Annotated in this window: 22 protein-coding genes; 7 read left to right on the forward strand and 15 right to left on the reverse strand. The window is 71.6% G+C overall.

Translation table 11 applies throughout. The annotated features are described in order from the left end of the window. Positions 1-76 precede the first annotated feature (76 nt). On the reverse strand, positions 77-733 hold the full coding sequence (locus ACIBZJ_RS25485; RefSeq protein ID WP_395933680.1) for a response regulator: 657 nt from the start codon (positions 731-733) through the stop codon (positions 77-79). A 162-nt stretch (positions 734-895) separates the two neighbouring features. On the opposite strand from ACIBZJ_RS25485, the gene ACIBZJ_RS25490 reads away from it, so the two are divergent. Continuing rightward, positions 896-1,228: a hypothetical protein gene (locus ACIBZJ_RS25490; RefSeq protein ID WP_395933682.1), complete on the forward strand. Its 333-nt coding sequence runs from the start codon at positions 896-898 to the stop codon at positions 1,226-1,228. 778 nt (positions 1,229-2,006) lie between these two features. On the opposite strand, the gene ACIBZJ_RS25495 is transcribed toward ACIBZJ_RS25490, so the two are convergent. The 10 genes from ACIBZJ_RS25495 to ACIBZJ_RS25540 form a co-directional block, all read right to left on the reverse strand. After that, positions 2,007-3,734 carry a histidine kinase gene (locus ACIBZJ_RS25495; protein ID WP_395933684.1) on the reverse strand — a complete coding sequence of 576 codons (1,728 nt, stop codon included), beginning with the start codon at positions 3,732-3,734 and terminating at the stop codon, positions 2,007-2,009. Between the two features lie 51 nt (positions 3,735-3,785). Continuing rightward, positions 3,786-5,240: a glutamate synthase subunit beta gene (locus ACIBZJ_RS25500; RefSeq protein WP_395933686.1), complete on the reverse strand. Its 1,455-nt coding sequence runs from the start codon at positions 5,238-5,240 to the stop codon at positions 3,786-3,788. Beyond that, on the reverse strand, positions 5,233-9,792 hold the full coding sequence (gene gltB, locus ACIBZJ_RS25505; protein WP_395933688.1) for a glutamate synthase large subunit: 4,560 nt from the start codon (positions 9,790-9,792) through the stop codon (positions 5,233-5,235). Before gltB ends, ACIBZJ_RS25500 begins: the two co-directional genes overlap by 8 nt. A 436-nt stretch (positions 9,793-10,228) precedes the next feature. Continuing rightward, complete coding sequence (gene lgt, locus ACIBZJ_RS25510) at positions 10,229-11,263, reverse strand: prolipoprotein diacylglyceryl transferase (protein WP_395933690.1); 1,035 nt, start codon at positions 11,261-11,263, stop codon at positions 10,229-10,231. 18 nt (positions 11,264-11,281) lie between these two features. Further along, complete coding sequence (locus tag ACIBZJ_RS25515) at positions 11,282-11,908, reverse strand: VanZ family protein (protein WP_395933692.1); 627 nt, start codon at positions 11,906-11,908, stop codon at positions 11,282-11,284. Positions 11,909-12,056: 148 nt separating this feature from the next. Continuing rightward, positions 12,057-12,851, reverse strand: coding sequence for a tryptophan synthase subunit alpha (gene trpA, locus ACIBZJ_RS25520; protein ID WP_395933694.1), 795 nt, complete (start codon positions 12,849-12,851; stop codon positions 12,057-12,059). 1 nt (position 12,852) lies between these two features. Next, on the reverse strand, positions 12,853-14,073 hold the full coding sequence (gene trpB / locus ACIBZJ_RS25525; RefSeq protein ID WP_395933696.1) for a tryptophan synthase subunit beta: 1,221 nt from the start codon (positions 14,071-14,073) through the stop codon (positions 12,853-12,855). A 104-nt stretch (positions 14,074-14,177) separates the two neighbouring features. Next, complete coding sequence (trpC, locus tag ACIBZJ_RS25530; protein WP_395933698.1) at positions 14,178-14,990, reverse strand: indole-3-glycerol phosphate synthase TrpC; 813 nt, start codon at positions 14,988-14,990, stop codon at positions 14,178-14,180. Between the two features lie 180 nt (positions 14,991-15,170). Next, entirely contained in the window at positions 15,171-15,770 is a 600-nt protein-coding gene (locus tag ACIBZJ_RS25535) for a Trp biosynthesis-associated membrane protein (protein ID WP_395933700.1), read from the reverse strand. Beyond that, the gene (locus ACIBZJ_RS25540) at positions 15,767-17,272 is read right to left on the reverse strand and encodes an anthranilate synthase component I (RefSeq protein ID WP_395933702.1); all 1,506 of its coding nucleotides are present in this window, start codon (positions 17,270-17,272) and stop codon (positions 15,767-15,769) included. Before ACIBZJ_RS25540 ends, ACIBZJ_RS25535 begins: the two co-directional genes overlap by 4 nt. A 91-nt stretch (positions 17,273-17,363) precedes the next feature. On the opposite strand from ACIBZJ_RS25540, the gene ACIBZJ_RS25545 reads away from it, so the two are divergent. Beyond that, positions 17,364-18,563: a PP2C family protein-serine/threonine phosphatase gene (locus ACIBZJ_RS25545; RefSeq protein WP_395933704.1), complete on the forward strand. Its 1,200-nt coding sequence runs from the start codon at positions 17,364-17,366 to the stop codon at positions 18,561-18,563. Positions 18,564-18,596: 33 nt separating this feature from the next. Here ACIBZJ_RS25545 and hisI read toward each other — a convergent pair whose 3' ends face one another. Together hisI and ACIBZJ_RS25555 are read right to left on the reverse strand one after the other, a co-directional pair. Next, positions 18,597-18,944, reverse strand: a complete 348-nt coding sequence (gene hisI, locus ACIBZJ_RS25550; protein ID WP_395933706.1) for a phosphoribosyl-AMP cyclohydrolase — start codon at positions 18,942-18,944, stop codon at positions 18,597-18,599. 12 nt (positions 18,945-18,956) lie between these two features. Continuing rightward, positions 18,957-19,319, reverse strand: a complete 363-nt coding sequence (locus ACIBZJ_RS25555; RefSeq protein WP_395933708.1) for a MerR family transcriptional regulator — start codon at positions 19,317-19,319, stop codon at positions 18,957-18,959. 86 nt (positions 19,320-19,405) lie between these two features. Between ACIBZJ_RS25555 and ACIBZJ_RS25560 the strand changes: the two genes are divergently transcribed. The 5 genes from ACIBZJ_RS25560 to ACIBZJ_RS25580 all read left to right on the forward strand — a co-directional run bounded on the left by ACIBZJ_RS25560 (position 19,406) and on the right by ACIBZJ_RS25580 (position 23,036). After that, positions 19,406-20,128: an ABC transporter ATP-binding protein gene (locus ACIBZJ_RS25560; protein WP_395933710.1), complete on the forward strand. Its 723-nt coding sequence runs from the start codon at positions 19,406-19,408 to the stop codon at positions 20,126-20,128. A gap of 1 nt (position 20,129) precedes the next feature. After that, positions 20,130-20,864: an ABC transporter permease gene (locus tag ACIBZJ_RS25565; protein WP_395933712.1), complete on the forward strand. Its 735-nt coding sequence runs from the start codon at positions 20,130-20,132 to the stop codon at positions 20,862-20,864. A gap of 8 nt (positions 20,865-20,872) precedes the next feature. Then, positions 20,873-21,475, forward strand: a complete 603-nt coding sequence (locus ACIBZJ_RS25570; protein ID WP_395933714.1) for a TetR family transcriptional regulator — start codon at positions 20,873-20,875, stop codon at positions 21,473-21,475. A 58-nt stretch (positions 21,476-21,533) separates the two neighbouring features. Beyond that, positions 21,534-22,163, forward strand: coding sequence for a TIGR03085 family metal-binding protein (locus ACIBZJ_RS25575; protein WP_395933716.1), 630 nt, complete (start codon positions 21,534-21,536; stop codon positions 22,161-22,163). A 246-nt stretch (positions 22,164-22,409) separates the two neighbouring features. Then, a complete protein-coding gene (locus tag ACIBZJ_RS25580) occupies positions 22,410-23,036 on the forward strand; it encodes a hypothetical protein (RefSeq protein ID WP_395933718.1) in 627 nt (208 codons plus the stop codon). Positions 23,037-23,096: 60 nt separating this feature from the next. Here the strand turns inward: ACIBZJ_RS25580 and hisF are convergent, their stop codons facing one another. Both hisF and priA read right to left on the reverse strand, forming a co-directional pair. Then, complete coding sequence (gene hisF / locus ACIBZJ_RS25585) at positions 23,097-23,867, reverse strand: imidazole glycerol phosphate synthase subunit HisF (RefSeq protein ID WP_395933720.1); 771 nt, start codon at positions 23,865-23,867, stop codon at positions 23,097-23,099. After that, positions 23,864-24,589: a bifunctional 1-(5-phosphoribosyl)-5-((5-phosphoribosylamino)methylideneamino)imidazole-4-carboxamide isomerase/phosphoribosylanthranilate isomerase PriA gene (gene priA, locus ACIBZJ_RS25590; RefSeq protein WP_395933722.1), complete on the reverse strand. Its 726-nt coding sequence runs from the start codon at positions 24,587-24,589 to the stop codon at positions 23,864-23,866. Before priA ends, hisF begins: the two co-directional genes overlap by 4 nt. Between the last annotated feature and the right edge of the window lies 1 nt (position 24,590).

Genomic DNA, 24,590 nt, shown 5'->3' on the forward strand with positions numbered 1-24,590 from the left:
CGAATCGTCACGCTGCGGAGTCCGGCTCGCCTCCCTCTCAGGTATCGGTACCGGCCTCAACCCTTAGTACCCTGACTCAGCTGACCAGGCCCCGCTGGTAGGCGAAGACCACGGCCTGGGTGCGATCGCGGAGGTTGAGCTTCGTCAGGATATGGCCGACGTGGGTCTTGATCGTCTGCTCGGCGAGGAACAGCTCACCGGCGATCTCGGCGTTGGAGAGGCCCCGCGCGATCAGGCTGAGCACCTCGCGCTCGCGTGGCGTCAGCTCGGTGACCGCGCCCCCGGGCAGGTCACGCTTGCGGCGGCGGGCGAAGTCGCCGATCAGGCGCCGGGTGATCGAGGGGGCGAGCAGCGCGTCGCCGCGGGCCACGATCCGGACCGCGTTGAGCAGGTCGGCGCCGGGTGCGTCCTTGAGCAGGAAGCCGCTGGCGCCGGCGGAGAGCGCGTCGTAGACGTACTCGTCGAGATCGAACGTCGTGAGGACGAGGACCTTCGGCGCGTCGTCCTCGGGGTTTTCACCGAGTATCTCGGCGGTGGCCGCGATGCCGTCGAGGATCGGCATCCGGACATCCATCACGATCACGTCGGGGCTGAGCGTGCGGGCGAGCTCGACGGCTTCACGTCCGTTGCCGGCCTGGCCGACCACTTCGACGTCGCCCGCCGCGGTCAGCAGCGTCGCGAGGCCGTCGCGGATCATCACCTGGTCGTCGGCGACCACTACCCGGATCGTCATGCACGCACCTTATTCGGTTGGCGCGCCTTGTCCGGCGACGCATAATGACGGGGTGCTGACCACAGAAGAGAGGGCTGCTTCCCCTCGCGGGGAGTGCTTGCCCAGCGGGATCCGCTGAGCATCACGGCGGATCCCGGCCCATCTCTTCCGCCTGGAGCACCCATGTCACGGCCTTTGCGCGGCCGAATCTTCTACCGGCGGTTCTGGCTGAACCGCCCGGGATTCCACAGCACCGCGTTCGTCCTGTCCCAAGTCGAGCTGCGTGCGGACGGTGAAGGTCTCGACCTCATCGCGTCGTACGAGCTCGCTGATTGCCGTCGTTCGGCCGCACTCGACTTCGACGTCTACTCGAATTCGAGCGCTGCCGAGCGCCGGAACGCACTCCGCAAGGCGCGCCGGCTCCGCAAGTCGGTGAACGCCTTCTGCGACGCGCTCGAGGCGGCGGCCGAGGAGCAGAAGCGCGCCTCGAAAAAGCGCCCGAAGAAAGCCGCCTGATCCAGCCCCCGGTCGCCGGTCTGCTGCCTGCCGGCCAACGGCCAGGCGGCTGGCGGCTGGCGGCTGGCGGCTGGCGGCTGGCGGCTGGCGGCTGGCGGTCGACCGTCGGCTGGCGGTGGTCGCCGGGCGGCGGACGGCCCTTGCCGGTCGGCCGTCGCGGGGCGGCCGGCCGTCCGTCGGCTGGCGGCTGGCGGTGGTCGCCGGGCGGCAGTCTCCGGTCGGCGGTCAGCCCTCGCCGGGCGGCAGTCGGCCCGTCCGCGGACGGCGGACGGCGGTCGGCCCTTCCCGGACGATCCTCAGCGGCCGACCCTTGGCGGGCGGCGGACGGCCCTTGCCGGTCGGCCGTCGGCCCTCGCCGGGCAGCTGTCTCCGGTCGGCGGTCGGCCCTCGCCGCGCGACCCTCAGCGGGCGACCCTCGGCGGGCGGCGGACGGCCCTTGCCGGTCGGCCATCGGCCCTCACCGGGCGACCATCGGCCTTCGCCGGGCGGCCATCGGCCCTCACCGGGCAGCCGTCGGCCCTCGCCGGGCGACCCTCAGCGGGCGCCCCTTGCCGGGCGACCACCGGCCCTCGCCGGGCAGCCGTCTCCGGTCGGCCCTCGGCGGGTGGTGGGCGGCAGTCTCCGGGACGGCCCTCGCCGAGCGGCCGTCGCTGGTCGCCGGGCAGCCCTCGCCCGCGCGGCCGGCGACCGGCGACCGCGGGCACGGTGCGGGCGGCCACGCGCGGCGGTCAACCCGCCGTGGGAAGGGTGGGGTCAGCCGGCCCGGGAAGGACGGCGTTCAGTCGGCGGTGGGGAGGACGGCGGTGACCGACCAGCCGCCGGCCGGGTGGGGGCCGGCGGTCATCTGTCCGCCGAGCATCGCCGCTCGCTCGCGGATGCCGACCAGCCCGTGGCCGCCGCCGAGCTTGGCCCGCTCAGCGGCCTCCGCCGCTGCCCGCTCGGCGGCCGAGCCACGGCCACCGGTCGCACCGTTGCGGGCGGCCGAGCCGCGGCCACCGACCGCGCCGTTGCGGGCGGCCGCCGCGCGCGCATCGGCCCGCGAGTCCCCCCGGCTCCGGCCCGGCCCGTCACCGACCGAATCGCTGACGTCCAGCCCGCGACCGACCGAACCGCCACCGACCGAACCGCCAGCCACCAGCCCGCCGCCAGCCAACCCGCCGACCGAACCGCCGCCAGCCAACCCGCCGCCGACCGACCCGCCGCCAGCCAACCCGCCGCCGATCGGCCCGCCGCCGGCCGACCCGCCGCCAACCGAACCGCCGACCGAGCCTTCGACCGAACCTTCGACCGAACCGCCGGCCGAGCCGTCGACCGACCTGCCCGCGGGGGCTTTCGGGTCGCCGGCCGGTGCGGGGCCGCCCACCGTGGTCGAGACGGCACCGGACGGCGCGGCGGCGCGCTGCGTGGCGTCCACAGCGGAGTTCGTGACGGCGAGGTGCACGGCCGCGGCGGTGTAGCGGACCTCGACCCGGACGGCGCTGCCGGGCGCGTAGCGCGAGGCGTTCGAGAGGGCCTCCTGGAGGATGCGGTAGGCCGAGACGTCGACGGCGGCGGACAGCGGCCGCGGGACCCCCACCACGGTCGACGCGACCGTGAGCCCGGCCGACCGGGCGCGTTCGACGAGGTCGTCGAGCAACTCCAGGCCGGGCGCGGGCGCACGCTCGGCGGCCTCGTCGTCGGAGCGCAACAATCCGACCACGGTGCGCGTCTCGGTGAGCGCCTCCCGCGCGGCCCGGTTGATCGCGGCGAAGATCTCGGCGGCGGCCGGCGGCACGTCGGGCACCTTCAGCGGAGCGGCCTCGGCCTGGATGGCGATCATCGTCATGTGGTGCGCGACGACGTCGTGCAGTTCGCGGGCGATCCGGCCGCGTTCCTCCAGGACGGCCTGGCGCGCGAGGTCCTGCCTGCGCAGCGCCCGTTGCTCGTCCAGCCGGGCCTGGACGCTGCGCCGGCCGCCGGTCGCGTCGCCGAAGAGCAGCGCGAGGAACGCGGTGGCCGCGAGGATGTCGCCGATCCAGAACGGCATCCCGGCGATCCAGCCGAGGCCGAAGACGGCGGCCGAGGTCAGTATGCCGACGCCGACCCAGATCCGCCGCGGGTGGGACGCCCCGACCGGCCCGAGCGTCACCAGCATCGCGACGCACGCGGTGATCGGCCAGGGCCAGACCACGCCCTCGCGCGGCCCGAACATGACCGCCAGCGGGGTGCACAACATGCTGACGACTTGGATCCGCCACGCGAGCAGGGGCCGGACCAGCGCGACGGCGACCGGCAACGAGAGCGAGAGGCCGAGGAACGCGGCCACCACGCTCGGGACCTTGAGCAGCGCGACGAGTTCGGCGATCGAACCACCGGCCAGCCCGACGCCGAGAACCACCGAGACGGCGCCGAGCACCCAGCGCCGCCACCCCCGGCGGGGCAGCCACGGGCGCCCCTGCGTCGGCTTGATCGGCGCCCGGACGGCCGCGTCCCACACCCCGAGGACGTAGGACGCGACCGTTTTCATGCGACGAGATTACGGCCTGATCGCCGCCGCAGCGTCACCCCGGAGAGCTACTCAGCGGGGCGAGAGCGCCATCGTCGTGGGCGCGATCGGTGCAGGCAGGAACGTCGAACCGGCCAGGTGCTTGTCGACCGCGGCGGCGGCGGCGCGGCCCTCGGCGATCGCCCAGACGATCAGCGACTGACCCCGGCCCGCGTCGCCGGTGACGAAGACGTTGTCGGCGGTGGTCTTCCAGTTCGCGTCCCGCACGACTCGGCCGCGGTCGTCGATCTCGACGCCCAGCTCGTCGTAGAGCGGGCCCTTCTCGACGCCGACAAAGCCCATCGCGAGGAAGATCGCCTCGGCCGGAATCTCGCGCGACGACCCTTCGACCGGCACGAACCTCCCGCCCTCGGAGACGACCTCGTGCAGGACCAGCGCCCGCACGTTCCCGTGAGCGTCGCCCACGAACTTCTCGGTGTTGACCGCGTAGACCCGATCGCCACCTTCCTCGTGGGCGGAGGTGACCCGGTACAGCATCGGGTAGGTCGGCCAGGGCATGTGCGCGGCCCGGGCCTCCGGCGGCTGCGGCATGATCTCCAGTTGCGTGACGCTCTTCGCGCCCTGCCGGTGGGCGGTGCCCAGGCAGTCCGCGCCGGTGTCGCCGCCGCCGATGATCACGACGTGCTTGCCGCGGACGTCGATGTGCCCTTCGACGTCGGTGGCACCCAGCGCGGCCTTGTTCGCCGGAACCAGGTACTCCATCGCGGCGTAGATGCCGGCGAGCTCCCGGCCCGGCGCCGGCAGGTTGCGCGGCACGGTCGACCCGGTGGCCAGCACGATGGCGTCGGCGTCGAGTTCCGAGACGGGGAGGTCGGTACCCACGGAGACCCCGGTGACGAAGCGGGTGCCCTCGGCCGCCATCTGGTCCAGACGGCGGTCGATGTTCGACTTCTCCATCTTGAACTCGGGGATCCCGTAGCGGAGCAGGCCGCCGATCTTGTCGGCGCGCTCGTAGACGGTGACCTCGTGCCCGGCCCGGGTGAGCTGCTGGGCCGCGGCCAGGCCGGCCGGGCCGGAGCCGATCACCGCGACCTTCTTGCCGGAGAGCTTCTCCGGGAGCTGCGGCACCACCAGCCCGTCGTCGAAAGCACGCAGGATCGTCTCGACCTCGATCTGCTTGATCGTGACCGGGTCGTCGGCGATGCCGAGGACGCAGGCCGCTTCGCACGGGGCCGGGCAGAGCTTCCCGGTGAACTCCGGGAAGTTGTTCGTCGCGTGCAGCCGGTCGATCGCGAGCGACCACTGCCCGGTGCGGGCCAGGTCGTTCCACTCCGGGATGAGGTTTCCGAGCGGGCAGCCGTTGTGGCAGAACGGGATGCCGCAGTCCATGCACCGGGAGGCCTGCGTGCGCAGGTTCTTCTCCGGGAACTCCTCGTAGACCTCGCGCCAGTCCATGATCCGGACGTCGACCGGGCGCCGGGCGGGCAGCTCCCGCCCGCTCTTCAAGAAACCGGACGGATCAACCACGTGCCGCCTCCATGATCGCCTCGTCGACCGGGCGGCCAGCGGCCTGCGCCTGACGAGTCGCTTCCAGGACCCGCTTGTAGTCGCGGGGCATGATCTTCGTGAACGACCGGACGTGCCGGTTCCAGTCCGACAGCAGCCCCTCGGCCACCGTCGATCCGGTTTCGTCCAGGTGCCGTCCGATCAGCGCGCGCAGCGTCGCGGCGTCGTCGGCCGAGAGCTCTTCCAGATCGACCATCCCGGTGTTGACCAGCACCGGGTCGAGGTCGAGCAGGTACGCGGTGCCGCCGGACATGCCGGCCGCGAAGTTCCGGCCGGTCGGGCCGAGCACGACCACCGTGCCACCGGTCATGTACTCGCATCCGTGGTCGCCGACGCCTTCGACGATCGCGGTCGCGCCCGAGTTACGGACGCAGAACCGCTCGCCGACCCGGCCGCGCAGGAACACCTCGCCCTGGGTGGCGCCGTAGAGGATCGTGTTGCCGGCGATGACGTTCTCCTGCGGCACGAACGGCGCCTCGGGTGCCGGGCGGACGACGATCCGCCCACCGGACAGACCCTTGCCGACGTAGTCGTTCGCGTCGCCGAACAGCCGCAGCGTGATGCCCTTCGGGACGAACGCGCCGAACGACTGACCGGCCGAGCCGGTGAACGTCAGGTCGATCGTCCCGTCCGGCAGACCCTCACCGCCGTAGCGACGGGTCACCATCGAGCCGAGCATCGTGCCGACGGTGCGGTTGACGTTGCGTACCGGGATCTCGAACTTCACCGGCGCCCCGTCGAGCAGCGCGCCCTCACAGAGCTGGATCAGCGTGTTGTCGAGCGCCCGGTCGAGCCCGTGGTCCTGGAGGACGACCTGCTTCCGCGAGGCTCCTTCCGGAAGGGAGGGGACCTCGAAGATCGGCGTCAGGTCGAGCCCGTCGGCCTTCCAGTGCTCGATCGCACCGGCGACGTCGAGCATCTCGGCGTGGCCCACCGCTTCCTCGATCGAACGGAAGCCCAGCTCGGCGAGGTACTGACGCACCTCCTCGGCGATGTACTCGAAGAACGTGACGACGAACTCCGGCTTGCCGCTGAACTTCTCCCGCAGCACCGGGTTCTGCGTCGCCACGCCCACCGGGCAGGTGTCGAGATGGCAGACCCGCATCATGATGCAGCCGCTGACCACCAGCGGAGCGGTCGCGAAACCGAACTCCTCGGCGCCGAGCAGCGCGCCGATCACCACGTCGCGGCCGGTCTTGAGCTGGCCGTCGACCTGCACGACGATCCGGTCGCGCAGGTTGTTGAGCAGCAGCGTCTGCTGGGTCTCGGCCAGGCCGAGCTCCCACGGCGCACCCGCGTGCTTGAGCGAGGTCAGCGGCGCCGCGCCGGTGCCGCCGTCGTGCCCGGAGATCAGGACGACGTCGGCGTGGGCCTTGGAGACGCCCGCCGCGACCGTGCCCACTCCGATCTCCGCCACCAGCTTGACGTGAACCCGGGCGGCGTCGTTCGCGTTCTTCAGGTCGTGGATCAGCTGCGCCAGATCCTCGATCGAGTAGATGTCGTGGTGCGGCGGCGGCGAGATGAGGCCAACACCCGGCGTCGAGTGCCGCGTCTTGGCGATCCACGGGTACACCTTGTGGCCCGGCAGCTGGCCGCCCTCGCCGGGCTTCGCGCCCTGGGCCATCTTGATCTGGATGTCGTCGGCGTTGACCAGGTATTCGCTGGTGACGCCGAAACGTCCACTCGCGACCTGCTTGATCGCGCTGCGGCGGGTCGGGTCGTAGAGGCGCTCCGGGTCTTCCCCGCCCTCACCGGTGTTGGACTTGGCGCCGAGCTGGTTCATCGCGATGGCCAGCGTCTGGTGCGCCTCCATCGAGATCGAGCCGTAGCTCATCGCACCGGTGGAGAACCGCTTGACGATCTCCGAGACCGGTTCGACTTCCTCGATCGGGATGGGTGTGCGACCGGACTTCAGCGTGAAGAGACCGCGCAGCGTGCCGGACTTCGCCGCCAACTCGTCGACCGCCGACGTGTACTTCTTGAAGACCTCGTACTGGCGGCTGCGGGTCGCGTGCTGGAGCAGGAACACCGTCTCCGGGTTGAAGAGGTGCACCTCGCCCTCGCGGCGCCACTGGTACTCGCCGCCGACCTCGAGCCGGCGGTAGGCCAGCTCGGTCGGGTTGGCCGGCCAGGCCCGCCCGTGCCGCGCCGCCACCTCGGCCGCGACGACGTCCAGGCCGATGCCGCCGAGCGTCGACGTGGTGCCGGTGAAGTACTGGTCGACGAGTTCCTGGGAGAGCCCGATCGCCTCGAAGACCTGCGCGCCGGTGTAGGACGCCACCGTGGAGATGCCCATCTTCGACATCACCTTGAGGACGCCCTTACCGAGGCCCTTCAGGTAGTCGTAAACGGCCTTCTGCGGGTCGAGCCCGGCCAGCTCGCCGGTCGAGATCATGTCCTCGACCGATTCGAACGCCAGGTACGGGTTGACCGCCGACGCGCCGAACCCCAGCAGCAACGCGACGTGGTGCACCTCGCGGGCGTCACCGGACTCGGCGATCAGGCCGACCTGGGTGCGCGTCCGCTCGCGCACGAGGTGGTGGTGCACGGCCGCGGTGAGCAGCAGCGACGGGATCGGCGCCAGGTCACGCGTCGAGTCGCGATCGGACAGCACGATCAGCCGCGCGCCGTCTTCGATCGCCTCGGAGACGTGCTGGCAGATCTGGTCGAGCCGGGCCTTCATGCCGGCGGCGCCGTCGGCGACCCGGTACAGACCCGAGACGGTGACGGCCTGGAAGCCCGCCTTGTCGCCGTCCTCGTTGATGTGGACGATTTTCGCGAGCTGGTCGTTGTCGATCACCGGGAACGGCAGCGTGATCTGGCGGCACGACGCCGGGCCGGGCTCGAGCAGGTTCTGCTCCGGGCCGATCGAGCCGCTGACCGCGGTCACGATCTCTTCCCGGATCGCGTCCAGCGGAGGGTTCGTGACCTGCGCGAACAGCTGGCTGAAGTAGTCGAACAGCATCCGCGGCCGGCTGCTCAGCACGGCGATCGGGGTGTCGGTGCCCATCGAGCCGAGGCCCTCGCCACCGGTGCGGGCCAGCGGCGTCAGCAGAATCCGCAGCTCTTCCTCGGTGTAGCCGAAGGTTTGCTGACGGCGCTGAACGGACTCGTGGCCGTAGGTGACGTGCTCACGATCGGGGAGGTCGGCGAGGTCCATCAGCCCGGCGTGCAGCCATTCGGTGTACGGCTCGGCCCCGGAGAGCTCGGCCTTGATCTCGTCGTCGGCGACGATGCGACCGGCCTCGGTGTCGACCAGGAACATGCGGCCGGGCTGGAGGCGGCCCTTGGCCACCACGTCGGCCGGGTCGATGTCGAGGACACCGGCCTCGCTGGCCAGCACGACCAGGTCGTCCTTCGTCTTCCACCAGCGCGCCGGACGCAGACCGTTGCGGTCGAGCACCGCGCCGATCACCGAACCGTCGGTGAAACAGACCGCGGCCGGGCCGTCCCAGGCCTCCATCATCGTGGAGTGGAACTGGTAGAACGACCGCCGCGCGGGGTCCATCGCGGTGTTGTTCTCCCAGGCCTCCGGGATCATCATCAGCACCGCGTGCGGCAGTGACCGGCCACCGAGGTGCAGCAGCTCGAGCACCTCGTCGAACGTGGCCGAGTCGCTCGCTCCCGGCGTGCAGATCGGGAAGATCCGCTCGATGTCGCCGCCGAACAGCTCGGTGGTGCCGGGCGAGCGCAGCAGCGCCTCGCGGGCCCGCATCCAGTTGCGGTTGCCCCGCACCGTGTTGATCTCGCCGTTGTGGGCGATGAAACGGTACGGGTGGGCCAGCGGCCAGGACGGGAACGTGTTCGTGGAGAAGCGGCTGTGAACCAGCGCGATCGCGCTCTCGACCCGCGGGTCCAGCAGATCGGGGAAGAACAACGGCAGCTGGCTCGTCGTCAGCATGCCCTTGTAGACCAGCGTCCGCGACGACAGCGAGGTGAAGTAGACCTCGACACCGGCGGCGCGGGAGGCGTGCTCGACCCGCTTGCGGATGACGAACGCGACGCGCTCCAGGTCGAGCCCTGTTCGGGCTTCTTCATCGACCACGCTGTCGGTGAAGAAGAACTGTGCGACGTGCGGCTCGACCCGGCGGGCCATCTGCCCGATGTCGGCGCCGTCGTTGTCGGTGGGAACCGTGCGCCAGCCCAGCGGCTCGACGCCTTCTTCCACGGCCAGACGCTCGACCAGCTCCATCGCGCGGGCCCGGTCGGCGGCGTCGGCGGGAAGGAACGCGTTGCCGACCACGTACGCGCCGGCCTCGGGCAGCGGGAAGCCGGCGACTTCCCGGAGGAACGCGTCAGGTACCTGCAACATCAGTCCGGCGCCGTCACCCGAGTTCGCCTCGGCGCCGGCGGCACCGCGGTGGTCGAGGTTGGCCAGCGCGGTGATTCCCTGCTCGACGATGCGGTGCGATCGACGGCCCCGGGCGTCCACCACGAACGCGACGCCACAAGCGTCGTGTTCGTTCGCGGGGTCGTACAGGCCCTGAGCCGGGGGGAGCGCGGAGAAGGTCACGCGCGGGCTCCTTCCGTCGTCGGCCTCGCTGAACGGCTGGATGCGCGATCAGCGGGGCGAAGGTCGTTGCGGGACGACGTCGGCCCAAGTTTCCTAGAGGTTACACATCTGGCGACCCGCCGGTAACATGCGAAGAAGTGAACAAGGTCACCGGCACGGCGTTGACACCGTCCGGGACCTGCTCAAATCCATCGGCGTCGGTCGGTCCGGAGCGTTCACGGGGCCTGCGGCCGTCCCGCACGGCCACTCGCCCGTCCGCTCGTAGTGCGGACCTCTGCTAAAGAGTCTTCCCTCCCGAACGAGAACCACTTTCCGGTTCGACTGGGCGCCCTCGGGCCGGGCCCGCCCCAGGGCCGATCCTTCTACTATGCCCGACGACGGGCGAATTGACACCGATCCAGTTTCGGAACCCCGCAGGTCCTGCCCCTACTCGGGCTCAGTCGGCCCGCCGGGGTGCGGAATCCGCACCCTCGGTAGTCGTCTCGTCTGCGGCGGAATCCGCTTCGTCCGCGGACGTCGGGCCGGGCTCGGCGTCGTCGTCGTCCTCGTCGACGTGGCTGTGGCGGACGTCGGTCGCGCCGGTCGTCTGGGTAGCGACGGGGGCGGTCGCGCCGTCGCGGAGAACCTCGACCCGCCCGTCTTCGGTGACCGCGAGCCGCTCGGTGATGCCCCGGTGGGTGAGGAACCAGATCAAGGCCCCGATGAAGCAGACCAACGACGTCCACTCGTTCAGGCGCAGGCCGAGGAAGTGGTGGGCCTCGTCGATGCGCAGGTGCTCGATCCAGGCCCGGCCGACCGTGTAGGCCATCACGTAGAGCGCGAAGATGCGGCCGGCGCCGAGTTTCCATTTCCGTTCGGCGGCCAGCAGGAAGAGGGCGACGACCACGCACCAGATCGACTCGTAGAGGAACGTCGGGTGGTAGGTGCCCGGTAGTTCGCCCATCGACCGGCCGTCCGCGCCCATCGCGTGCACTTTGAGGCCCCACGGCAGCGAGGTCTCGCTGCCGTAGAGCTCGTTGTTGAACCAGTTGCCCCAGCGTCCGATCGCCTGGGCCAGCACGATGCCGGGCGCCACGATGTCGCCGAGAACCGCGAGCGGCAGACCCGAACGGCGGGCGCCGATCCAGGCGCCGACCGCGCCACCGGCGATCGAGCCCCAGATGCCGAGGCCGCCCTCCCAGATCTTGAACGCGTCCAGCGGCTGGCCACCGGCACCGAAGTAGTGATCGGGCGACGTGATGACGTGATAGATCCGCGCCCCGACGATGCCGAACGGCACCGCCCAGACCGCGATGTCGACGATCAGCCCGGGCGGGCCGCCGCGGGCACGCAGGCGCCGGTCGGACAACCAGACCGCCACGAGGACGCCGGCCAGGATGCAGAGCGCGTAGGCACGCAGTGGCAAGGGGCCGAGGTGCCAGACGCTCGTCGTCGGGCTCGGGAGCGAGGCGAGGGTCTCTCCGGTCGTCACGCGGCCCACGCTAGACCGTCAGCGCCGCACCAGACGGATCAGGGCGGCAACACCACGCCAAGTGGCGACCAACAATCCACCGAACAGCGCACCGGCGACGTTCAGGATCACGTCGTCGATGTCGAACATGCGCCCGGCGAGGTGGGTGAGCTGCACGAGTTCGACGACCGCGGACGCCGCGGCCGCGGCGAGAACCGCGGTGACGATGGAGAGGCGCGGGAACGACAGCGGCACCAGGATCCCGAACGGGACGAACAGCAGCGCGTTGCCGACGATCTGGGCCAGCGAGCGCAGCGAGCCGTCCGCGAGCGAGCGGTTGATCTCGGCGAACGGGGTGAAGTTGTCGCTGGCACCGGCACCGGCGGCCGCCTCGGGGTCGCCCGGGCCGAGCGTGACGGCGGCCATGACCGCGAGGTAGACCAGCAGGAGCAGGATCCAGCCGAATCGCAGGAACGGGCGCCGGGGGGCCTTGTCGGCTTCCGACTTGGCCGGCTTCACTGGCCCGGCTGCCTTCGCGGGCTTGGCCGCCTTCGCGGGCTCGGCTGCCTTCGCGGGCTTGGCCGGTCGGGTTTTCCGAGCCGGGAGCACCCGGGTGCGGAGGCGATCCATGGCCTTGGGCGCTGTGGTCTCAACGTTCGCGGTCACGACAGTTCAGTCCCCTCAGGACCGCGTTTTCACACGCGGATTTTCGTCGCGCGAGCCCTGCCCGCTTTGGCGGTGTGACGCCGACGCCTCCGCACCGACACGAACGGCCCGCCTCACGGCGGGCCGTTCGCGAAATCGGCGTGCGCGATCAGCGCCGACGCACGCCCTGGGCCAGTTGCGCTCCGAGGTCGGCGACCGCGCGGACGCCCGACGCGCGATCCGGCGCGTCCAGCAGGCAGCGCACCAGTGCGGAGCCGACGATCACCGCGTCGGCGTAGCCCGCCACCTCGGCGGCCTGGGCTCCGGTCGAGACGCCGAGACCGATCCCGATCGGCAGGTCGGTCGCCGCCCGCACCCGCTCCACCAGCGCCGGAGCCGCGGCACTGGTCGACTCCCGCGCCCCGGTCACACCCATCACCGCGGTCGCGTACACGAACCCGCGGCACGCCGCGACGGTGGACGCGATCCGCGCCGTGGTCGACGACGGCGCGACCAGGAACACCCGGTCGAGCCCGTGCTCGTCACTCGCGGCGAGCCAGTCACCGGCCTCGTCGGGGATCAGGTCGGGCGTGATCAGCCCCGCTCCCCCGGCACCGGCGAGATCGGCCGCGAAGCGCGACACCCCGTACCGGTCGACCGGGTTCCAGTACGTCATCACCAGCGCGGGCGCCCCGGCGGACGTCACCGCCTCGACGGCTTTGAACACGTCCTTCACCCGGACGCCACCGCGCAGCGCCTGCTCGGCCGCGGCCTGGATCGTCGGGCCGTCCATCACCGGGTCCGAGTACGGAATCCCGATCTCGAAGACGTCCACCCCGGCGTCCACCAGCGCGCGCATGGCGTCCAACGAGCCCTGGACGTCGGGGAACCCGACCGGCAGGTAGCCGACCAGCACGCCGCGGCCGTCGGCCTTGGCCTTCGCGAAGACCTCTGCAACACCCATCTCAGCGGCCCTCGCTCGCCTCGAGGTCGCGTTCGTCGAGGAGCCCGAACCAGCGACCGGCGGTCGCCACGTCCTTGTCGCCGCGACCGGACAGGTTGACCAGGATCGTCGCGTCCGGGCCGAGGTCTTTCGCGACCCGGAGCGCACCGGCCAGCGCGTGGGCGCTCTCGATCGCCGGAATGATGCCCTCGGTGCGGCAGAGCAGCCGGAACGCGTCCATCGCCTCGGCGTCGGTGACCGGCTCGTAGGTCACCCGCCCCTCGTCGTGCAAGTACGCGTGCTCGGGGCCCACACCCGGGTAGTCGAGGCCGGCCGAGATCGAGTGCGACTCGATCGTCTGGCCGTCTTCGTCCTGCAGCACGTACGAACGGGCCCCGTGCAGGACGCCCGGCGCGCCGCCGGTGATGGCCGCGGCGTGCAGCCCGGTCGTGATGCCGTCACCGCCGGCCTCGAAACCGAACAGCTTCACGTCGGTGTCGTCCAGGAACGCATGGAAAATGCCGATGGCGTTGGAGCCGCCGCCGACGCACGCCGCGACGGCGGTGGGGAGCGCTCCGGTCAGCACCAGCGTCTGCTCCCGGGCCTCCTCGCCGATGATCTTCTGGAAGTCGCGGACGATCATCGGGAACGGGTGCGGCCCGCCGACCGAACCGATCAGGTAGTGGGTCGTGTCGACGTTCGTGACCCAGTCGCGGAACGCTTCGTTCATCGCGTCCTTGAGCGTCCGGCTGCCCGACTTGACCGGGACGACCGTCGAACCGAGAAGCTCCATCCGGGCGACGTTGAGCGCCTGGCGCTCGGTGTCGACCTCACCCATGTAGACGGTGCACTCGAGGCCGAACAGCGCCGCCGCGGTGGCCGAGGCGACGCCGTGCTGGCCGGCGCCGGTTTCAGCGATGATGCGTTGCTTGCCCATCCGGCGGGTGAGCAACGCCTGGCCGAGCACGTTGTTGACCTTGTGGGCGCCGGTGTGGTTCAGGTCTTCGCGCTTGAGCAGGACGCGGGCGCCGGCCTTCTCGGAGAACCGGGTCGCGTCGTAGAGCCGGCTCGGGCGTCCGGCGTAGTCGTCGAGCAGGTTCTTGAGCTCGGAGCGGAAGGCGGGGTCGGACTGGGCCTTGGTGTACTCGGCGTCGAGCTCGTCGAGCGCGGCGATGAGTGCTTCGGGCACGAAGCGACCGCCGAAGCGGCCGAAGTGCCCTGTGCTGTCAGGGACTGCGGTCATGGTCTTTCCTTAGGAAGTAATGGGCAACGGCTCAGCCGCTGCGCCATCGTCTCCCGTCGGGACGAGCCCTGTCGTCCCCGGTGCGGTAGGTCGTGGCCATGCTCTTAGCGGGGGCTTCGCGGGGTCGCCGGGTGGGAACCGGCGGTCACCAGGTCGGCCACGGCCTGGCGCGGGCTGCGGTCGGTGACCAGGCCCTCGCCGACGAGCACCGCGTCGGCACCGGCCGCCGCGTACGAGATCAGGTCGTGCGGGCCGCGGACACCGGACTCGGCGATCTTGACGACCTGCGACGGCAGACCGGGCGCGATCCGCTCGAACACCGACCGGTCGACCTCGAGTGTGCGCAGGTCACGGGCGTTGACGCCGATCACGCGGGCGCCGGCTTCCATCGCCCGATCGGCTTCCTGCTCGGTGTGCACCTCGACCAGCGCGGTCATGCCCAGCGACTCGACCCGCTCGAGCAGGCCCATCAGCACGTTCTGCTCGAGCGCCGCGACGATCAGCAGCACCAGGTCGGCGCCGTGAGCGCGGGCCTCGTGCACCTGGTACGTCGAGACGATGAAGTCCTTGCGCAGCACCGGGACCTCGACCGCGGCGCGCACGGCGTCCAGATCGTCGAGCGAGCCGCCGAAGCGGTGCCGCTCGGTCAGGACGCTGATGCAGCGGGCGCCGCCGGCCTCGTAGTCGGTGGCCAGTGCGGCGGGGTCGGGAATGTCGGCGATCGCCCCGCGCGACGGCGAGGCACGCTTCACCTCGGCGATCACCCCGACGCCGGGCGCGCGCAGCGCAGCCCACGCGTCGCGGGCCGGCCGGGCCGCAGCGGCCAGTTCCTTCACCCGATCGAACGGTACGCGGCTCTCGCGGTCAGCAAGGTCGGCTCGTACACCGACCAGAATCTCGTCCAGCGCGCTCGTCATGCGGCTCCATCCCGTGGTGCCATGGCGGAATCGTAACGAGAGTGCCAGACCGGAATGATCCGGGGTGACTCCGGGTGCCCCTTGGACGTCGCACCGCCGCACAAATCCCCCGTTTAGGGGTCTCCCGGCGCACCGAAGCCCGGATCTAGCCCCCGGCCGAACCCGGTGGCTCGGATCCCGTCAGCGGGTCGGGTCGTCTCCCCGGTCGAGGGCGTCCCAGAGGGCTGCGGGGGGCGCGTCGGGGCCGGCCGCGGCGTGAGCCCTGGCCCGGGCCGCAGGAGCGTCGTAGCGGGCCCCCATCGCGGCCCACCGGCGTCCCCGGGCCAGCGAGACCAGCCCGGACGCCAGGATCAGCGCGCCGCCGACGACGCAGAGCACGGGCCAGACGAACGTCGAGTCGTGGTCGGCCAGACCGCGCAGCCCACCGGCCGCGGTGCCGACGCCCGCCACGGCCAGCAGCGTCGCTACCGCCAGCCGGGAGCGTCCGCGGGTCGCGAGCAGTGCGAGGCCACCGGCGATGCCGACGACCGCCGCCGCGGAGGCCCAGGGCACCAGGTCGCGCCCGGTCGTGTGCACGACGTGCGGCGGCAGCGGCGCGACCCGTTCGACGGTCTCGGAAACCCACACCCGCCCGGTCGCGAGCCAGCCCGCGGCCCCGCCCAGCACCGCGGCCGCCACCGCGACGGCCAGCCCCCGCCGACCCGGCCGGGTTCCCTCGGCCCGGGTTCCCTCGGCCCGGCCCGGAGCGTCCACGCCCTCGGGAGGCTCGGGATCGCTCATCGTGCGGCCCTCAGCGTCTCGGCGGTCGCGATCGCCGACAGCACGGCCGCGGCCTTGTTCTGCGACTCCCGCTCCTCCGCCAGCGGATCGGAATCCGCCACCACACCGCCCCCGGCCTGCACGTACGCGGTCCCGTCGCGCATCAGCGCGGTCCGGATCGCGATCGCCATGTCGAGGTTGCCCGCGAAGTCGAGATACCCCACCGTCCCGCCGTACAGCCCTCGCCGGGTCGGCTCGAGCGAGTCGATGATCTCCATCGCCCGCACCTTCGGCGCCCCGGTCAGCGTCCCGGCCGGGAACGTCGCGGTCAGCACGTCGAACGCCGACCGTCCGGCGGTGATCTCCCCGACCACGGTCGACACGATGTGCATCACGTGCGAGTACCGTTCGATCTCCATGAAGTCGACCACGTCGACCGTGCCCGGCCGGCACACCCGCCCGAGGTCGTTGCGCCCGAGGTCGACGAGCATCACGTGCTCGGCCCGCTCCTTCGGGTCGGCGATCAGCTCGGCCGCGAGCCGCGCGTCCTCCTCCGGCGTCCCGCCCCGCCAGCGCGTCCCGGCGATCGGGTGCAGCAGCGCCCGCCCGTCGGTGACCTTGACGTGCGCCTCCGGCGACGACCCGACGATGTCGAACCCGTCGAACCGCAGCAGGTACATGTACGGGCTCGGATTCGTCGTCCGCAGCACCCGGTAGACGTCCAGGGGGTCGGCGTCGGTCGACACCTCGAACCGCTGGCTCGGCACGATCTGGAAGCACTCACCGGCCCGGATCGCCTCCTTCGCGATCTCCACGGCCTTGGGGAACTCCCCGGCGGGCGTCCGGCTGCGGAAGCTGCCCGGCCCCTGCCGCGTCATCGTCGACACGCCCGGCGGCGTCGGCCGCGACAGCGCCGTGGTCATCGACTCCAACCGGCCCACGGCCCGGAAGTAGGCCTCGGACGCGAGATCGGCCGAGGCACCCGACGGCACGATCGCGTTCGCGATCAACAGCAGCGACCCGTCGCTGTGATCGAGCACCGCGAGGTCGGTCGCGAGCATCATGCCGAGCTCCGGCACCTCGAGGTCGTCGATCCCGTTGCTCGGCAGCTTCTCGATCCGGCGGACGATGTCGTAGGCCAGGTACCCGACCAGGCCGCCGGTCAGCGTCGGCAGCCCGGGCAGTACCGGTGACGCCAGCGCCTCGACCACCTCACCGAGCACCGTCAGCGGGTCGCCGGACACCGGCAGGCCCGCGGGTGGGTCTCCGAGCCAGTACGCGGCCCCGTCCCGGCTGGTCAGCGTGGCCACGCTGCGCACCCCGACGAACGAGTAGCGCGACCAGACGCCGCCGTGTTCGGCGGACTCGAGCAGGAACGTGCCCGGGCCGCCGGCCAGCTTGCGGTAGAGCCCGACCGGCGTCTCGCCGTCGGCCAGCAGGCGTCGGGTCACCGGCACGACCCGCCGGTCACGGACCAGGCCGAGGAATTCGTCGCGGGTGGGGCTCAGCGTTCCGGTAGTCACGGATCCCATTGTGGCGGACGTGCCAGATTCGGGAAGTGGGGTACGTAGGCTCGGACGGCCAGGTAATCCCGAGGGGCGGAAGGGGGTCGGGGTGACCGAGCTCGGTGAAGAGATGTTCGACGGCCTCCTGCACGACTCGCACCTCTGTCACCCCGAGGATCTGGTCGATCTCGTCACGAAGCACGCCGCTCCGGTCGGTCTGCACGATCCCGCGCTGTACCTGGCCGATCTGCAGCAGGTGTCGCTGGTCCGGGTCCCGCGCGGACGGCAGCACCCGCCGATCGAGCCGGTCGAGCGCCACCCGGTCGACACCACCGCGATCGGCCGGGTCTACCGCCACAACCAGGTACGCAACGTGCCGATCGACGGCGGGCGCTTCCACATCTGGATCCCGCTCCTCGAGGGCGTCGAAAGGATCGGCGTGTTGCGGCTCACCGTCGACGGCACCCCGCAAGGCCTGATCGACCCGGTGATCGCGCGCCGGGCCCGGCGGCTGGCGTCCCTCGTCGCGCTGCTCGTCGTCACGAAGAAGGCCTACAGCGACACGCTCGTCGAGCTGACCCGCCGCAGTGACCTGAGCCTGTCGGCGGAGATGCAGTGGGGGCTGCTGCCCCCGCTGACGTTCTCCACCGAGCGCATCGTGGTCGCGGGCGCGCTGGAGCCGGCCTATCAGGTCGCCGGCGACACGTTCGACTACGGCGTCGTCGACGACGGCGTCCACGTGGCGTTGTTCGACGCGGCAGGCCACGATCTGACCTCCGCCGTCGTCGTCGGCCTGGCCGCCGCCGCCTATCGGCGGGGACGCCGGGCCGGGCTGGACCTGCTCGAGCTCGGCGACGAGATCGACGCCACGCTCGCCAACCGCTTCGGGCCACCCGACCTGGTGACCGGTGTCCTGGCCCATTTCGACGCGGCGGCCGGAAAGCTCCAATGGGTGCTCCGCGGCCATCCGCCGCCCGTCGTGTTCCGGGACGGCAAATGGATCAAGACGCTCGAGCTGAAACCCGGGCTGCCGATGGGGATCGGCCTGCGGCGCCCGACCGAGTTGGGCACGGTGCAGCTCGAGCCGGGTGACCGGCTGATCTTCTACACCGACGGCGTCACCGAGGCGCGTGACGAGCAGGGCGAGGAGTTCGGGCTGGAGCGGCTGGTCGACTTCGTCATCCGGGCGGACGCCGACCGCCTACCGGCGCCGGAGACCCTGCGCCGGTTGATCCGGTCGATCCTCGATCACCAGCACGGCCACCTCCAGGACGACGCGACCGTGCTCCTGATCGAGTGGCTTCGCTAGCCACGTGCCCGGCGCACGGGGGCACCGGGCGCCTCAGTCGACGGCCGGGGCCAGCAGCACGTTCGCTTCGAAGCAGGTGCGGTCGCCGGTGTGGCAGGCCGCACCCTCCTGGTCGACGGTGACGAGCAGCGTGTCGCCGTCGCAGTCGAGCGCGACCGACCGGACCCACTGCCGGTGCCCGGACGTCTCGCCCTTGACCCAGTACTCCTGCCGGCTGCGCGACCAGTAGGTGGCGCGGCCGGTGGTGAGAGTCCGGTGCAGTGCCTCGTCGTCCATCCAGCCGACCATCAGCACCTCACCGGTGCCCTCCTGCTGGACGACGGCGGCGACGAGGCCGCGGTCGTCACGTTTGAGCTGAGCGGCGATCGAGGGATCCAACACGCCCCCAGTCTGTCAGGCCGATTTCCCCAACGCCCGCTCGTAGGACTCGATCTTGCCGTCGATGACGGCCAGGTCAGCGGTGAGCTCGGCCATCCGCGCCACCACCGCGGTGCGGTGACGCCGGAGCAGTTCGACCCGCTCGGCCTCGCCCCGGCCCGAACGCACCAGGTCGGCGTAGCGGCGCATTCCGGCGATCGGCAGGCCGGTCGCGCGCAGCCGGGTGAGCATCACCAGCCACCCGACCTGGCTCTCGGTGTACCGGCGGTGCCCGGACGGATCCCGCTCGACGTCCCAGATCAGGCCGATCCGCTCGTAATACCGCAGCGTGTGTCCGGTCAGCCCGGTTTTGTCAGCCGCTTCCTGCACGGTCGTCATGACTCCAGCCTAGGTCAGCCTTGCGCCGATGGCCTTAATTCCTCTACCGTTGAATTCAACAGACGATGACTTCAAGGAGGAACGCCATGGATGCCGCCATCGCGGTCGACGAACTGGTCGTTGATCGCGGTAAGCGCCGAGTACTGCGCGGCGTGAGCTTTTCCGCACCGGCCGGTGCGGTGGTCGGCCTGCTGGGGCCGAGCGGATGCGGCAAGACGACGCTGATGCGCTGCCTGGTCGGCGTCCAGAAAGTTCGGTCCGGCACGGTCAGCGTCCTCGGCGCGCCGGCCGGGTCCGCTCCCCTGCGCTCCCGGGTCGGCTACGTCACGCAGGCGCCGTCGGTCTACGCCGACCTGACCGTCCGGGAGAACGCGCGCTACTTCGCGACGATCCTCGGCGTCGATCCGGCGAAGGCCGACCAGGCGGTGCACGACGTCGGTCTCGACGATCACGCCACCCAGCTCGTCGGCGCGCTCTCCGGCGGCCAGCACACCCGGGCCTCGCTCGCGTGCGCGCTGGTCGGCGGCCCCGACGTCCTGGTGCTCGACGAGCCCACCGTCGGCCTCGACCCGGTGCTCCGGGCCGACCTCTGGCTGCGGTTCCACGAGCTCGCCGCGGGCGGCACGACGCTGATCGTGTCCAGCCACGTGATGGACGAGGCCGGTCGCTGCGACCGGCTGCTGCTGATGCGCGACGGCCACTTCATCGCCGACGACACCCCGGCCGCGCTGCGGGCCGCCACCGGTACCGACGACCTCGAAGAAGCATTCCTGCGGCTGATCCGCGCCGAGTCGATGGAGGTGGCCTGAGATGTCGGCCCGAATCACGGCCGCCACGGCCAGGCGGGTGCTGACGCAGCTCCTCCGCGACCGCCGGACGGTCGCGCTGCTGCTGATCGTCCCGAGCGTCCTGATGGTGCTGCTCCGGTACGTGTTCAACAGCGAGCAGCTGTTCGACCGGCTCGCGCCGGCGTTGCTCGGCGTCTTCCCGTTCATCGTGATGTTCCTGGTCACGAGCGTCGCGATGCTCCGCGAGCGAACCAGCGGGACGCTGGAGCGCCTGCTCACGACCCCGCTCGGCAAACTCGACCTGCTGCTCGGGTACGGCATCGCGTTCGCGCTGGCCGCCGCCGTGCAGGCCGTGATCGCCTGCGCGACCGCGTACTGGCTGCTCGACCTGAACACGAGCGGCCCGGCCTGGCTGGTCGTCGTCATCGCGGTCGCGGACGCCACGCTGGGCATGGCGCTCGGGCTCTGGGTGAGCGCGTTCGCCCGTACCGAGTTCCAGGCCGTGCAGTTCATGCCGGCGTTCGTGCTGCCGCAACTGTTGCTCTGCGGGCTGTTCACCCCGCGCGAGGCGATGGCCGGCTGGCTGGAATGGATCAGTAACGTGCTACCGATGAGCTACGCGGTCGACGCGCTCAACGAGGTGACGGCGCACGCGGATGTCACCGGCATCCTCGTACGCGACCTGGCGATCGTCGGCGGCGCCGCGGTCGCAGCGCTCGGCCTGGCGGCCGCGACCCTGCGCCGCCGCACTGAGTAAGGGGCTACATGGCACGAACCGGACGACGGCCGGGCGGCGGATCGGGGACGCAGGACGCGATCCTCGACGCCGCCAGGGCCGCGTTCAGCGAGTCCGGGTACGACGGCGCGACGATCCGGGGCATCGCCGGACAGGCCGGGGTCGATCCGGCGCTGGTCCACCACTATTTCGGCACGAAGGAACAGCTCTTCGTCGCGACGACGGAGCTGCCGTTCGATCCGGCCGTGGTCATTCCCGCGCTGATCGAACCCGGTCTGGACGGTCTCGGCGAGCGGATCGTGCGGATGCTGTTGTCGGTCTGGGACACCGCCGGGCCGTACAACCCGTTCATCGCGTTGCTGCGCAGCGCGGTCACCCACGAGAAGGCCGCCGCGATGTTCCGCGAGTACGCGACGCAGGCGATCTTCGGCCGCATCGTCCAAGCCATCGACGCCGACCGGCCGGAGCTGCGGACCGCGATGGTGGCCTCCCAGATGGCCGGTCTGGTGATGACCCGGTACCTGATCAAACTGCCGGCGATGGTCGAGGCCGCGCCGGACGAACTGGTCGCCGGTATCGGTGCCACGGTGCAGCGCTACCTGACCGAGCCGCTCGGCCTGCCGAACGACTAGTCGAGCGTCCGTCCCGACTGGCCGAACGGGGGAACTGGTCACGCTCTAGGTTGGGGGCATGCCGTCGATCGCGCAGTCCGAGCGTGCCGCACTCGCCGACCTGATGACGTCGCTGGGCCCCGAGGCGCCGACGTTGTGCGCCGGATGGACCACCGCCGACCTCGCCGCGCACCTCGTCGTCCGGGAGCGGCGGCCCGACAGCCTGCCGGGCATCCGCCTCACCGCGCTGGCCGGCTACACCGATCGCGTCCGCCGCGGCGCGCTCACCCGCGGGTACGACACGCTGATCCGCGAGCTGCGGTCCGGCCCTCCGCTGCTGAGCCCGTTCGGGCTTCCCGGCGTCGACGGGCTCGCGAACTCGACGGAGATGTTCGTCCACCACGAGGACGTCCGCCGGGCCCAGGACGGCTGGGAACCGCGTGCGTTGCCGGACGACACCCAGAACGCACTCTGGCGGACGCTCGGCAGCGCCCGGCTGTTCCTGCGCTCCGTGCCCTCCGGCGTGACGCTCGTGTCGCCCGGATACGGCGAGCGGTTGTCGAAGAAGGGTGAGCCGATGCTGCGGCTGATCGGCGAACCGGCCGAGCTCGTGCTGTTCTGCATGGGCAGGCAGGAGCACGCGCAGGTGGCGATCGAGGGCGACGAGGAATCCGCCGGGCAGCTGCGCTCCACCGATCTCGGTATCTGAGAGTAACGGCTGCTCCACGGCGGGGTGGCGTCCGAGGCTGCCAGGAAACAGCATTCCCGCGAATAGCTGCTGGTAACGTCCGCATCTGAGACCCCAGGAGAGGACCCTCAGATGCACCCCGGTTCGCCATCCCCCTCGGCGCCGCCCGCTGCCTCCACCGGGGACGACCCGGCCGGGCAGTCGGCCGAGGAGGTCGTCGACAATCTCTGGGCGGCCCTCCAGCGGAGCAAAGGACAGGAGCCTCGAGTGCAGTCAGACGTCGACACGAGCGACCGGCCCGGCGACGGCGCCCGCACCACGCCGCCGGCCACACCGGCTACGCGTGCGCCCGGCGCCCCCGGAAGTACGACGCCGGCCGGAACCGGCCCGTCGTCCACCCCCGGTGGCTCGTCGAGCAGCACGTCGGGCACCACCCCGCCGGCCGGAGGGACGAACCCCACGTTCGGTACCCCGTCGGGGTCGAGCTCGCCCACGCCCAACGGGACCCCCACTACCCCGCCCGCCGCCGGAACGGACGGCGGTACGGCCGGCCTCGTCCCGGCCTCCCGGCCGTCGGCCGGTGGAGGGCGGTCCGGTCTGAACGACGGTGCCGCGGCGGCCCGTCCCGACGTCCAGGCTTTGTTGGACGCCGAGTACGCGGCCACCGTGCGCGAGCGCTGGTTCGGCGTGCAGTCGGCCTTCGTCGACGACCCGGAGAGCGCGGTGCGAGAGGCCAGCGTCGTGCTGGAAGACTCGATCGCGGCGATCGGCCGGGGGCTGGAGAAGCTCCGCCGCTCGGTGACGGATGCCGCCGAAGCCGCCGACGGCACCGAAGACCTGCGCGTGGCGCTCCTGCGGCACCGCGAAGTGATAGGGCGTCTGCTCCAGCTCTGATTCGGCGCTCGACGTCGGACCAACGGCGACCCGCCCTCGGCGGGTCGCCGTTGTGCGTTGCTAGCGGACAGCGGCGCCGGACGCGCGCAGGGTGTCTTTGACCTGGCCGATCGTGAGTTCGCCGAAGTGGAAGACGCTGGCGGCGAGCACGGCGTCGGCACCGGCGGCGATCGCGGGCGGGAAGTGCTCGAGCGCTCCCGCGCCGCCGCTCGCGATCACCGGGACGTCGACGACCTTCCGTACCGCGGTGATCAGCGGCAGGTCGTAGCCGTCCTTCGTGCCGTCACCGTCCATCGAGTTGAGCAGGATCTCGCCCACCCCGAACTCCTGCCCCCGCTCGGCCCACTCGACCGCGTCGATTCCGGTGCCCCGGCGTCCGCCGTGCGTCGTGACCTCGAACCCGCTCGGCGTCGGGGGGCCGTCGACCACTCGCCGGGCGTCCACCGAAAGCACGACGCATTGGGAACCGAACCGTTCGGCCGCCTCCCGCAGAAGCTCCGGCCGCGCGATCGCGGCCGTGTTGATGCCGACCTTGTCGGCACCGGCCCGCAGCAGCGCGTCGACATCAGCCGTCGTCCGGACACCCCCGCCGACGGTCAGCGGGATGAACACGGTCTCGGCTGTCCGGCGCACGACGTCGAACGTGGTCTCGCGGCCGGACGAGGACGCGGTGATGTCGAGGAACGTGAGCTCGTCGGCACCCGCCGCGTCGTAGGCGCGGGCGAGTTCGACCGGGTCACCGGCGTCGCGGAGGCGGGTGAAGTTGACGCCTTTCACGACCCGGCCGTTGTCGACGTCGAGGCACGGGATGACCCGGACCGCGACGGTCACTCCGCCACCGCCGCGAGGGCTTCGGGCAGCGTGAACGCTCCGGCGTAGAGCGCCTTGCCGACGATCGCGCCCTCGACGCCCTGCGGGACCAGCGTCGCGAGCTCGCGCAGGTCGTCCAGCGTGGACACTCCGCCGGACGCGATCACCGGACGGTCGGTCGCCGCACACACCGACTTCAGCAGCTCGACGTTCGGGCCGGTCAGCGTGCCGTCACGGCGCACGTCGGTGACGACGTACCGGGCGCAGCCCTCGGAGTCCAGCCGGGAGAGCACCTCGAACAGCTCGCCGCCGTCCTTGGTCCAGCCGCGCGCGGACAACGTCGTGCCCCGGACGTCGAGGCCGACCGCGATCCGGTCGCCGTGCTCGGCGATGGCCTTGGCGCACCACTCCGGGTCTTCGAGGGCGGCGGTGCCGATGTTCACGCGCCGGCAGCCGGTCGCGAGTGCGGCGCGCAGCGAGGCGTCGTCGCGGATACCGCCGGAGAGCTCGACCTGGACGTCGAGAGCACCCACCACCTGGGCGAGCTGGGCCGCGTTCGACCCCCGGCCGAAGGCGGCGTCGAGGTCGACCAGGTGGATCCACTCGGCGCCGTCGCGCTGCCAGGTGAGCGCGGCCTCCAGCGGGTCGCCGTAGGACGTCTCGCTGCCCGCCTCGCCCTGCACCAGCCGCACCGCCTGGCCGTCGGCGACGTCGACCGCGGGAAGCAGTTCGAGCCTTGTCATC

This window comes from Cryptosporangium sp. NPDC051539 (genome assembly GCF_044454545.1).
Classification (GTDB): Bacteria; Actinomycetota; Actinomycetes; order Mycobacteriales; family Cryptosporangiaceae; genus Cryptosporangium.